Below are 12028 nucleotides of genomic sequence, written 5' to 3'. Positions count from 1 at the left end.
AGGGAAAATCCCTAGAACCCCAAATGGCATTCAAATCAGTATGGATGGTAAAGGTCGATGGGTAGATAATGTGATGGTTGAACGATTATGGCGGAGCGTTAAATATGAAGAGGTGTATCTCAAAGCTTATAGCAGTGTCACAGATGCGAAAAAGCAATTAAGTGCATATTTTGAGTTTTATAATTTGAAACGACCTCATTCGAGTCTAGACAAAATGACACCAAATGAGTTTTACTATGATCAGCTACCCCAACAAAACAAGGTGGCTTAACTAGAGCGGAATATCACTTATAAATACGCTTTTAGTTGTTCAAACAAGTGGGACCACCTCTCTCGCATTTGCGGGGTTTTTAATGCTGAATAAAAGGAAAACTTGATGGAATTGCCCAATATTATTCAACAATTTATTGGAAACAGCGTTTTAGAGCCAAATAAAATTGGTCAGTCGCCATCGGATGTTTATTCTTTTAATCGAAATAATGAAACTTTTTTTCTTAAGCGATCTAGCACTTTATATACAGAGACCACATACAGTGTCTCTCGCGAAGCGAAAATGTTGAGTTGGCTCTCTGAGAAATTAAAGGTGCCTGAACTCATCATGACTTTTCAGGATGAGCAGTTTGAATTAATGATCACTAAAGCGATCAATGCAAAACCAATTTCAGCGCTTTTTTTAACAGACCAAGAATTGCTTGCTATCTATAAGGAGGCACTCAATCTGTTAAATTCAGTTGCTATTATTGATTGTCCATTTATTTCAAACATTGATCATCGGTTAAAAGAGTCAAAATTTTTTATTGATAACCAACTCCTTGACGATATAGATCAAGATGATTTTGACGCTGAATTATGGGGAGACCATAGAACTTACCTAAGTCTATGGAATGAGTTAACTGAGACTCGTGTTGAAGAAAGATTGGTTTTTTCTCATGGCGATATCACGGATAGTAATATTTTTATAGATAAATTCAATGAAATTTACTTTTTAGATCTTGGCCGTGCTGGGTTAGCTGATGAATTTGTAGATATATCCTTTGTTGAACGTTGCCTAAGAGAGGATGCCTCGGAGGAAACTGCTAAAATATTTTTAAAGCATTTAAAAAATGATAGACCTGACAAAAGGAATTATTTTTTAAAACTTGATGAATTGAATTGATTCTAAGCATTATCTAAAAATACTTAATTGTCTTTTAACGTCGCTAAATTTTAAATAAATAAGTGAAGAGTGTTAGTGGAGCCACTGATTTAAAGTTGGCAGAGTAAAACTTGAAGTGCGACATAAACCACCTAATTAATTTAAAGGGTTTATGGAGTATATAAAATTGTCATACCATCATCTTAACTTTGAAGATCGTACTGCATTAATGCTTGAGTCAAGAAAAGAAGGCTTTTCAGCCAGAAAATTTGCTGAACTCATTAAAAGACATCCTAGTACGATCTATCGTGAGCTTAAAAGAAATAGCATCAATGACGTTTATCAAGCTCGATATGCTTCTGATAACACCTTCGCTAGACGTAGACGTGGTCACAGAAAACTCAAAATCGATTCAATCCTCTGGAAATTTATTGTTGAAGCGATCCGTTGTTTATGGTCTCCTCAGCAAATAGCAAAGCGTTTAAAGACATTTCCTGATTTGGATCAAACAATGAATGTAAGCCATACAACGATTTATTCAACGATACGAGCATTACCAAAGGGTGAGTTGAAAAAAGACTTATTATCCTGTCTACGTCATGAAAATAAAAAGCGAAAAGCTAACGGTGAACCTAAAAAAGATTCTATATTACAGGATATTAAAACTATTCATGAGCGCCCAGCCGAAGTTCAAGAAAGAAAAATACCGGGTCATTGGGAAGCTGATTTAATTAAAGGTAAAGACAATAAAAGTTCGATAGCAACACTTATTGAACGAAATACACGGCTCTGTATCTTGGCAACATTACCTGATGCAAAGGCAGAATCAGTGCGCAAGGCTTTAACTGAAGCTCTGAAATATTTACCTGCAGAACTGCGTAAAACGTTGACCTATGACCGTGGACGTGAGATGTCAGAACATAAAATACTCGAAGAAGATTTAGGCATAGATGTATATTTCTGTGACCCACATTCACCCTGGCAAAAAGGCACATGCGAAAATATGAATGGTTTAATTAGGCAATATTTACCTAAAGGGATTGATTTAAATCAGGCAGATCAGCATTATTTAAATCAAGTTGCCATGTCACTGAATACTCGTCCTAGAAAGGCGTTAGATTGGCTTACACCATTAGAGAAATTTGCTCAGCTTGTTGATTATCATATGGCTTTTGAAACTGTCGCACCTCATGTTTGAATTCGCCCCATATTTTTGCTACAGTGAACCAAATTAAGATCATCTATTTACTAGGCCTCGCATTTGCGGGGTTTTTAATGCTGAATAAAAGGAAAACTTGATGGAATTGCCCAATATTATGCACCCGGTCGCGAAGCTGAGCACCGCATTAGCCGCTGCATTGATGCTGAGCGGGTGCATGCCCGGTGAAATCCGCCCGACGATTGGCCAGCAAATGGAAACTGGCGACCAACGGTTTGGCGATCTGGTTTTCCGCCAGCTCGCACCGAATGTCTGGCAGCACACTTCCTATCTCGACATGCCGGGTTTCGGGGCAGTCGCTTCCAACGGTTTGATCGTCAGGGATGGCGGCCGCGTGCTGGTGGTCGATACCGCCTGGACCGATGACCAGACCGCCCAGATCCTCAACTGGATCAAGCAGGAGATCAACCTGCCGGTCGCGCTGGCGGTGGTGACTCACGCGCATCAGGACAAGATGGGCGGTATGGACGCGCTGCATGCGGCGGGGATTGCGACTTATGCCAATGCGTTGTCGAACCAGCTTGCCCCGCAAGAGGGGATGGTTGCGGCGCAACACAGCCTGACTTTCGCCGCCAATGGCTGGGTCGAACCAGCAACCGCGCCCAACTTTGGCCCGCTCAAGGTATTTTACCCCGGCCCCGGCCACACCAGTGACAATATCACCGTTGGGATCGACGGCACCGACATCGCTTTTGGTGGCTGCCTGATCAAGGACAGCAAGGCCAAGTCGCTCGGCAATCTCGGTGATGCCGACACTGAGCACTACGCCGCGTCAGCGCGCGCGTTTGGTGCGGCGTTCCCCAAGGCCAGCATGATCGTGATGAGCCATTCCGCCCCCGATAGCCGCGCCGCAATCACTCATACGGCCCGCATGGCCGACAAGCTGCGCTGAGCCATGGCTGACCACGTCACCCCCAATCTGCCATCGCGCGATTTCGATGTGACAGAGGCGTTTTATGCGAAGCTGGGCTTTGCGACGAGTTGGAAGGATCGCGGCTGGATGATCCTGCAGCGCGGCGGTTTGCAGCTCGAATTCTTCCCCTATCCTGACCTCGACCCAGCTACGAGCTCGTTCGGCTGTTGCCTGCGGTTGGATGATCTCGATGCCATGGTGGCATTGGTGAACGCGGCGGGAGCCGAGGAAAAAAGCACCGGCTGGCCGCGCTTCAAAGCTCCGCAACTGGAGGCGAGCGGCCTGAGGATCGGCTACCTGATCGATCCCGACTGCACGCTGGTGCGGCTGATCCAGAACCCCGACTGACCGCATGCCCGCGAAAATCAAGATTTGCGGGATCAGCACACCCGAGGCGCTCGATGCGACCATCGCGGCGCGGGCGGACTATGCCGGGTTGGTGTTCTATCCAGCGTCGCCCCGTGCGGTTACGTCGAATGTCGCGGGCGCTTTGACATCGCGCGCAGCTGGCCAGATCGCCATGGTCGGTTTGTTCGTCGATGCGGATGATGCTGTCATCGCCGACGCACTGGTGGCAGCCAAGCTGAACGCGCTGCAGCTGCACGGTTCGGAATCGCCCGAACGCGTGGCCCAGTTGCGCGCGCGGTTTGGCAAGCCGGTGTGGAAGGCGCTGCCCGTCGCCAGCGCCAGCGATGTCGCACGCGCCGCAGCCTATGCCGGGGCGGCGGACTTGATCTTGTTCGACGCCAAGACCCCCAAAGGCGCGCTGCCCGGCGGCATGGGGTTGGCGTTCGACTGGTCGCTGCTGGCCGGATATCGCGGTGCCTTGCCGTGGGGGCTGGCAGGCGGGCTAAATCCGACGAATGTTGCCGAGGCGATTGCGCGCACCGGAGCGCCGCTGGTCGATACCTCCAGCGGCGTCGAAAGCGCGCCGGGCGTCAAGGATACCGACAAGATTACCAATTTCGCCTTTGCGGTGCGCTTGGCCTAAATCGCGTCGATCAATAGGCGTCGTTCAGCGCAAAGATCGGCTTGCGGGTGCGCCACTGCCCTCGGGTGAAGTCGGGAAAATCTAACGTGCGATTGCCCTCAGCAATCGATTGTTCCGACAGAGGCGTGATCGCGCTCCAGGCCAGCGCGTCGTAAATGTCGATTGGCATCGGGGCCTTGGCCTTCAGCGCCTCGACAAAAGCGTGGATCACGAACCAGTCCATCCCGCCATGCCCGGCCCCTGCCGCCAGATCGGCGTAGCGTTTCCATAGCGGGTGATCGTATTTCGCAAACCAGCCCTCGGCAGGCTCCCAGCGGTGCGGCTGTGGGCTCTTGCCCTCCAGATAGATCGACTTGTTGACGTCCATCCACAGCCCCTCGGTGCCTTGCACCCGAAAGCCGAGAGAATAGGGGCGCGGCAGCGAGGTGTCGTGGCACAGCATGATCGTTTCACCATTAGTGCAGCCGATCATGGTGTTGACCACATCACCCAGTGCGAATTTCACCTCGGCGTTGGGATGATCGGCAGAGCCGTTCTTGACGACATAATCATGCAGCCCGCGCGCCTTACAGCCGAAGCCGCCAGCGCCCGCTTCGCCCGGCAACGCGACCTTCAGGGTGCGGGTCTGCGGCGGGTAGCACACGCCGGCATCGGCGCAGCCCTGGTACTTCACGGTCAGGGTGGTCGCGCTCGCGCCGGCCGCGGGCGTGCCGGTGAGGGTGCCGAGCAATTCCTTGCGGTAGGTTTCGACGTCGCCGAAGAATTCGTCGCGGTAGGCCTTGCCCTTCGGCAGCGCCATGGTCGCGCCGGTGAAGGCGGCATCGGCCTTGACCGAGGTGCGGTGCCGGTACAGGTAATAGCCGTCGGCGATCCGCCAGCGCACCTCGATGCGGTCCGGCGCGGTGGCCTGCGCGGACAGGACGAAGACCTCGTCGACCGGCGGCAGTTCGAAGTCCTGGGCGACGGCCGAGGTCGCGGGCAGCGCAAGCAGCAGGGCGAGCCCGGCCAGCCAGCGGCGCAGGCGGATCGTGGATGCGGTCATTGGCTCAGTTTACCGGTCGGCTCTCGGCGGCCAGCCATTGCAGGTATTCGGGCAGGCCGGACGCGGCTTCGACCGCGAGCAGCTCCGGGAGTTCGTAGGGATGCAGTTGGCGCAGGCGTTCCTGCAGGGCGGGGTAGGCCTCGGCACTGGTCTTGACCAGCAGCAGGACCTCGGCCGCGGCCTCGACCTTGCGTTGCCAGCGATAGACCGAACGCAGGCCGGGCAGGAGGTTGACGCAGGCGGCCAGGCGCTCGGCCACCAGCGCGGTGGCGATGCGCTCGGCGCTGTCGGCGTCGGGACAGGTGCAGAAGCAGATCAGGGCGCTCACCGGCATAGGGTAGCGGCTGCCCCGATCCGGCGGGCCTGGCGGACATCCGCGTGCGGCCCTTGAAAGTCGGCGGGCCCGCCCCATCTCGGTGGCATGCCGGGTTCGCCCGGTTCTGTTGTCCGCGGTTTGGCACTCGCTTCGCGCGACTGCTAAAATCGCCGGGTTTTTCCACGTCAATCAACCATTTACCGAGGTTGCCATGTCCAATATCAAGCCGCTGCACGACCGCGTGGTCATCAAGCGCATGGAAGAAGAGAAGCTGTCCGCCGGCGGGATCGTGATCCCGGATTCGGCCACCGAGAAGCCGATCAAGGGCGAAGTCGTCGCCGTCGGCACCGGCAAGGTGCTGGACAACGGCCAGGTCCGCGCGCCGCAGGTCAAGGTCGGCGACAAGGTGCTGTTCGGCAAGTACAGCGGCACCGAAGTGAAGCTGGACGGCGTCGAGCTGCTGGTGGTGAAGGAAGACGACCTGTTCGCGATCCTCGGCTGATCGCGCGTCGCTCCCACACATTTCTCATCCGAATAATTTTTCGAGGTAATTCGCAATGGCTGCCAAGGACATTCGTTTCGGCGAAGACGCGCGCTCCAAGATGGTGCGCGGCGTCAACGTGCTCGCCAACGCCGTGAAGGCGACCCTCGGCCCGAAGGGCCGCAACGTCGTGCTGCAGAAGAGCTACGGCGCGCCGACCATCACCAAGGACGGCGTCTCCGTCGCCAAGGAAATCGAACTGGCTGACGCGTTCGAGAACATGGGCGCGCAGATGGTGAAGGAAGTCGCTTCCAAGACCTCCGACAACGCCGGCGACGGCACCACCACCGCCACCGTGCTGGCGCAGGCGTTCATCCGCGAGGGCATGAAGGCGGTCGCCGCCGGCATGAACCCGATGGACCTGAAGCGCGGCATCGACCAGGCGGTGAAGGCCGCGGTCGGCGAACTGAAGTCGCTGTCCAAGCCGTCGTCGACCAGCAAGGAAATCGCCCAGGTCGGCGCGATCTCCGCGAACTCGGATGCCAACATCGGCGACCTGATCGCGCAGGCGATGGACAAGGTCGGCAAGGAAGGCGTGATCACGGTCGAGGAAGGCAGCGGCCTGGACAACGAACTCGACGTGGTCGAGGGCATGCAGTTCGACCGCGGCTACCTGAGCCCGTACTTCGTCAACAACCAGCAGTCGATGTCGGCCGACCTGGATGATCCCTTCATCCTGCTGTACGACAAGAAGATCTCCAACGTGCGCGACCTGCTGCCCGTCCTCGAGGGCGTGGCCAAGGCCGGCAAGCCGCTGCTGATCGTGGCGGAGGAAGTCGAAGGCGAAGCGCTGGCGACCCTGGTGGTCAACACCATCCGCGGCATCGTCAAGGTCTGCGCGGTGAAGGCCCCGGGCTTCGGCGACCGTCGCAAGGCGATGCTGGAAGACATGGCGATCCTGACCGGCGGCGTGGTGATTTCCGAGGAAGTCGGCCTGTCGCTGGAGAAGGCCACCATCAAGGACCTCGGCCGCGCCAAGAAGATCCAGGTGTCGAAGGAAAACACCACCATCATCGATGGCGCCGGCGAAGGCGCGGGCATCGAGGCGCGCATCAAGCAGATCAAGGCGCAGATCGAGGAGACCTCCTCCGACTACGACCGCGAGAAGCTGCAGGAGCGCGTGGCCAAGCTGGCCGGCGGCGTTGCGGTGATCAAGGTCGGTGCCGCCACCGAAGTCGAGATGAAGGAAAAGAAGGCGCGCGTCGAAGACGCCCTGCACGCGACCCGTGCGGCCGTCGAGGAAGGCATCGTCCCGGGCGGCGGCGTCGCCCTGATCCGTGCCAAGGCGGCGATCGCCGGCATCAAGGGCGTGAACGAAGACCAGAACCACGGCATCCAGATCGCCCTGCGCGCGATGGAAGCCCCGCTGCGCGAGATCGTGACCAATGCCGGCGATGAGCCGTCGGTCATCCTCAACCGCGTGGTCGAAGGTTCGGGTGCGTTCGGCTACAACGCCGCCAACGGCGAGTTCGGCGACATGATCGAGTTCGGCATCCTGGACCCGACCAAGGTCACCCGCACCGCGCTGCAGAACGCCGCGTCGATCGCGGGCCTGATGATCACCACCGAAGCGATGGTGGCCGAGGCCCCGAAGAAGGACGAGCCGGCGATGCCGGCCGGCGGCGGCATGGGCGGCATGGGCGGCATGGATTTCTAAGCCCCGCGATCCATCAAGCAAGACCACAAAGCCCGGCCTCGTGCCGGGCTTTGTGCGTTCTGGCGTCCGAGGCGGGAGACTTCCTACCCGCCCCGCGGCAATGTCTGACGCGAAGATCAGAAAACGCCGATATGAACGCGTGCTCGCGGGCGCAACCCTGAGCAGCCGTCCCTGCAACGGAGCGCTGCGTGCCGCGCCTGACCGCACCCCGGCGGCAGGCCGAGGTGTGCGCGCCACTGCCGGCCGCCCACGCCGCTGCGCGTTACGCGCGCCACCTGCCCGAGCGCACGCTGCTGTACGCGCTAGTGCAGGCGCACTACCCGGACTTCATCGCGCGTCTTGAGGCCGAAGACCGCCCGCTGCCCGAGTATGTGCGCGAGGAGTTCGAGACCTACCTGCGCTGCGGCGTGCTCGAGCACGGCTTCCTGCGCGTGGTCTGCGAGCACTGTCGTGCCGAGAGGCTGGTGGCGTATTCCTGCAAGAAGCGCGGGCTGTGCCCGAGCTGCGGCGCACGGCGCATGGCCGAGTCGGCGCGGCATCTGGTGGACGAGGTGTTCGGCCCGCGGCCGGTGCGGCAATGGGTGCTGAGTTTCCCGTACCCGTTGCGCTTCCTGTTCGCCAGCAAGCCTGAGGCGATCGGCCCGGTGCTGGGCATCGTGCATCGTGTGATCGCCGGTTGGCTTGCCGATCAGGCCGGCGTGCCGCGGGATACGGCGCAATGCGGGGTTCTAGGGATTTTCCCCTCTAAAGTAACATAAATCGCCATAACCCAAGCAGTTAGTGGCTTGTGGAGCTGGGTTACCTTTCATTTTAGACTTCATTTTGAACAATAGGCCTAGTTATTTCCTGTAAATCAGGTAGTTTGCGGTTACTAGCGAACTGATAAGTGCCGCTTAGATTAATATTCTGCCATGCAACGGGTGATACTTGTCGAGTTATTGCAGCTTTTTCCTCGTCACCAACGTCTTCAAAGTGCAGTAGTAGATGACTTAGGATCATCGAGTTAAAGTAAATAATTGCATTTGCCGTCAAACGGGCACACTCGTTCCAAACGACTATTTCTGATTCGTTTTTTCCGCGGAACTGGTCACGATTGACCGATGCAATGGCTCGCCTGAGGAAATGCCAGGCTTCGCCTCGGTTCAGTGCTCGTTGAACATATTGGCGCAGACTTGCATCATCAATATAATCAAGTAAATATTGGGCTTTGATGAGCCTATTATATTCCGTTAATGCTTGTAATATAGGGTGTCCAGATGGATAACCAGATAATTTGCGTACTAGCAATGCCTGTGTTGTGCGTTTTTCTTGAAGGGATAACACAATACGCTGAATATCCTGCCAGCCTTCCTCAATCACATTCATTTTTATCGGCTTTTTCAGCGCCAGATGCGTATTTCCGTCGTCGCTTTCAGTTACGTTAAATAGGTCATTGATCACACTGGTGAACTGAGCATACCTAGGCGCAAAACTATAACCGCATAAATCCAATAAGGCATAATTAACATGATTAACACCATGGGTGTCGGTTGAGAGTACGTCAGGCTTAAGATCACTAGTATTAGATTGTAGTAAGTCGTAAATATAATGGGACTCATGCTCATTAGATCCTATTATACGGGCATTTAACGCACTATGATTGGCAACTAACGTCATGGCCGTAATACCTTTGTTGGTGCCGAAGTATTTCGAGGAGTAGCGAGTTTTAAAAGTCTCAAGGTGAGTTTCAAATTTTTGCCCATCGGTACTGGCGTGTAGGACGTCTTCTTGGATGTGATAGTGACGGAAAATAGGGAGTGCCGCTACTGCGTTATTGATGATATCACTTGCCTCTTGCAAGGTTTCAGGCCTAATATAATTAGCTTGTATAGTGCTTAGATGATCATAACTGCGATCAGATATTTGTGCCATCCCATATACGCCACGATGTGTCGCATTCGCAATGAGAATAGCCAATAAATCATCCTGATTGGCGCCTACTTGTTTTTGGATTGGCAGCACGTGTGCGAAGCATTGCATAAAGTTGGTTTCTTGTTCAACATAACGCAACACATCAGCAATACTGACGGGGATCATCTGTTTAAAGAAGGGGTTGTTGACAAATGATCGGGAGCCTTTAACTGGCAGTCGCCATCGTGCGCCACTTCGGCTCTTCATGATCACATTGCGGTTATCACCATTATCAATGTGACGAGCAACATCTTCTAGGGATGTTGCTAAGCGTATTTGTTTTACTTGCAGTAGCTTCTGAATCGGCTGCTTTAGCTTTTCCAACGTTGACGATGCCAATAGATCAGACTGTATTGACGATGCAATTAAGTCGTCTTCTAGCGCACGATATTTAGTGACGTTTGATAAGTAAATTCGACCATTAAGCCGAGAAGCCAGTTGACGGTAAAGCAACCATTCGTATCGCTGTGGATGAACAACATCGTTGTTGAGTAACCATGGACGATGTTTTTGTTGGATAAGTGTACTATCCATTGTTTGCAATGTATTACCTGCTAATAGTTCTGTTTTTGTGGTTCTGAGCTGTGTCACCAATACTTCTGAGCCTTTACCTGCTTGGCATTCAAGACATAGAAACACGGGCCTTAATAACTGTTCAAGTAAGGTGTTTTGATCATCATAATATTGCCATTGATATTCTTCTACTGTGCGTTTTTGCTTTTTTAAGTACAGGCATAGCGTTTCTATATCTTGGTTATTCATTACACTTAATGCTTGTTGCCTAACCGTTGCAAATGGTTGATTATCGTCGATACTGTCATCAACAAACAGATGGAGTAATTCTGCAGCTTTGGTGACATTGTCCGCAGCTGACCTCCATGAATCAAACACTGCCTGTTGGGCAAACGCATGCGCAGCTTCTTGTTGTTTCCGGATATGATGAATAAAACCATCAGTCAGTCGCTCTAAGCTTTGCCGTATGCGTTGAGTCAGAAAACACAGCAACCATAGGTGTTGCTGTGGACGCTTAAAGCGTTTTAGTTTACTACCATAATAATCCACCATTTCACCGAAGTGTTGTTGGTTTTTAGACGATAAGGCTAAGTCCTTAACAGCATCATCAATCTGTCTTGTATAAGGCTGTAACTGATGATAAACAATCAGTTCTTTTTTTAGCTCTGTCACCATAACGCTTTTTGCACCTGCTCGAAGCTGGCTTAAGGAGAGCCCATCTTTGTCATCGATAATAGTATTTAGAAATCCGTGTAGTTCAGATGAAACATGAATACGAAGCTTATTATTTAACGTCTTCTTGACCTGTTGGATAACACGACTGATAAGCTTTTGTACGACAGTATATTTAGGGATGGCAATTCTATGCGTTGCTAGATATTCAGCGGCTGCATCAAATAGATAACGAGGCTCAAGCCAAGCTTTGCCGACCATTACAAGATGATCGTACAACGGCGCAAAGTGCAGACTTTCTTCCCATTTCTGATAGTTTAGTAGCCTCAGTATTCTTTGATAAATACGGTCACGCTGCATCTTATTTATGCTGAAAGGCCTGAGCCCTTTGCCTCCTTGAACTTGCGTTGAAATAAACTGCATATCGTTAAAGATGAGGTTAAAGCTAGGTGAAAGAATGACAGGCTTAGACTTAAAATACCCTAATAACGCAATGAAATAGCATCGATGGCTCCTTAGGCGAATGCTTTTCGACTCTGTTAACTCGATCTCGTTTTGCGTAAAATACAATCGTTGCTGTTCAAGGGTTAATAGTGGCGGAGAATATAGATCAAGCTGCTCAGCTTTGGTAAGAATTGAGAGTTCGTTTTTTATAGCCATAGGAATTACGTTAAGTTTAAGGGGTAGTTAACCTCATAATTTGCCATACTTTGGAGAAGTAACCCACCTTTGTATGCCTTTAGATATCGTGAGTATGGCGATTTATGTTACTTTAGAGGGGAAAATCCCTAGAACCCCCAACAGATGTGGATTGGTTAAAAAAACAAGGGGCAAGTATAAGGCGTTTTAATTTAGCGCAAGAGCCTATGGAGTTCGTTAACAACACAAAAGCAAAAACATTTTTGGAAACCGCAGGCGCCGAGTCACTTCCACTATTGATTCTTGATGGTGAGATTGTGCTGACTGGTCGATACCCAAAACGACATGAGCTAGCAAGATGGTTTGGTATTCGGCCGAATATTGAAAAAGCCGAAATTGTTAAATCGTGTTGTGGTAATGGTAAAACGTGTTGTTAACAG

General features: G+C 52.4%; 11 protein-coding genes and 2 pseudogenes. 10 read left to right on the top strand and 3 right to left on the bottom strand.

The window, feature by feature from the left end:
* The 6 genes from ACOXYR_RS24775 to ACOXYR_RS24750 form a co-directional block, all read left to right on the top strand.
* Positions 1-271 (top strand): integrase core domain-containing protein (locus tag ACOXYR_RS24775; protein WP_421501785.1); only part of this gene is annotated, 271 nt, incomplete at its 5' end.
* Positions 272-376: 105 nt separating this feature from the next.
* Complete coding sequence (locus ACOXYR_RS24770; protein WP_014386410.1) at positions 377-1156, top strand: APH(3')-VI family aminoglycoside O-phosphotransferase; 780 nt, start codon at positions 377-379, stop codon at positions 1154-1156.
* A gap of 151 nt (positions 1157-1307) precedes the next feature.
* The gene (locus ACOXYR_RS24765; RefSeq protein WP_004994718.1) at positions 1308-2333 is read left to right on the top strand and encodes an IS30-like element ISAba125 family transposase; all 1026 of its coding nucleotides are present in this window, start codon (positions 1308-1310) and stop codon (positions 2331-2333) included.
* Between the two features lie 100 nt (positions 2334-2433).
* Positions 2434-3246, top strand: coding sequence for a subclass B1 metallo-beta-lactamase NDM-1 (locus ACOXYR_RS24760; RefSeq protein ID WP_004201164.1), 813 nt, complete (start codon positions 2434-2436; stop codon positions 3244-3246).
* 3 nt (positions 3247-3249) lie between these two features.
* Positions 3250-3615: a bleomycin binding protein Ble-MBL gene (gene ble, locus ACOXYR_RS24755; RefSeq protein ID WP_004201167.1), complete on the top strand. Its 366-nt coding sequence runs from the start codon at positions 3250-3252 to the stop codon at positions 3613-3615.
* 4 nt (positions 3616-3619) lie between these two features.
* Complete coding sequence (locus ACOXYR_RS24750; protein WP_004201168.1) at positions 3620-4258, top strand: phosphoribosylanthranilate isomerase; 639 nt, start codon at positions 3620-3622, stop codon at positions 4256-4258.
* A gap of 10 nt (positions 4259-4268) precedes the next feature.
* Here ACOXYR_RS24750 and ACOXYR_RS24745 read toward each other — a convergent pair whose 3' ends face one another.
* Together ACOXYR_RS24745 and cutA are read right to left on the bottom strand one after the other, a co-directional pair.
* Positions 4269-5300: a protein-disulfide reductase DsbD domain-containing protein gene (locus tag ACOXYR_RS24745; RefSeq protein ID WP_004201169.1), complete on the bottom strand. Its 1032-nt coding sequence runs from the start codon at positions 5298-5300 to the stop codon at positions 4269-4271.
* 4 nt (positions 5301-5304) lie between these two features.
* Positions 5305-5634, bottom strand: coding sequence for a divalent-cation tolerance protein CutA (gene cutA, locus ACOXYR_RS24740; protein WP_004201171.1), 330 nt, complete (start codon positions 5632-5634; stop codon positions 5305-5307).
* A gap of 193 nt (positions 5635-5827) precedes the next feature.
* Between cutA and groES the strand changes: the two genes are divergently transcribed.
* From groES to ACOXYR_RS24725, 3 genes and pseudogenes are all read left to right on the top strand, one after another.
* Positions 5828-6118: a co-chaperone GroES gene (gene groES, locus ACOXYR_RS24735; RefSeq protein ID WP_004201172.1), complete on the top strand. Its 291-nt coding sequence runs from the start codon at positions 5828-5830 to the stop codon at positions 6116-6118.
* A 55-nt stretch (positions 6119-6173) separates the two neighbouring features.
* The gene (groL, locus tag ACOXYR_RS24730; protein ID WP_004201176.1) at positions 6174-7814 is read left to right on the top strand and encodes a chaperonin GroEL; all 1641 of its coding nucleotides are present in this window, start codon (positions 6174-6176) and stop codon (positions 7812-7814) included.
* Between the two features lie 188 nt (positions 7815-8002).
* Positions 8003-8545 (top strand): annotated as a pseudogene (locus tag ACOXYR_RS24725) (transposase zinc-binding domain-containing protein); the annotation flags it as partial.
* Between the two features lie 79 nt (positions 8546-8624).
* On the opposite strand, the gene ACOXYR_RS24720 reads toward ACOXYR_RS24725, so the two are convergent.
* Complete coding sequence (locus ACOXYR_RS24720; RefSeq protein ID WP_042849130.1) at positions 8625-11609, bottom strand: Tn3 family transposase; 2985 nt, start codon at positions 11607-11609, stop codon at positions 8625-8627.
* A gap of 143 nt (positions 11610-11752) precedes the next feature.
* Between ACOXYR_RS24720 and ACOXYR_RS24715 the strand changes: the two are divergent.
* A pseudogene (locus ACOXYR_RS24715) lies at positions 11753-12025 on the top strand (arsenic metallochaperone ArsD family protein); the annotation flags it as partial.
* Positions 12026-12028: the final 3 nt, after the last annotated feature.

The organism is Pseudocitrobacter faecalis, from assembly GCF_965231525.1.
GTDB classification, from domain to species: Bacteria; Pseudomonadota; Gammaproteobacteria; order Enterobacterales; family Enterobacteriaceae; genus Pseudocitrobacter; species Pseudocitrobacter faecalis.
This window is presented reverse-complemented; position numbering and strand designations above follow the sequence as displayed.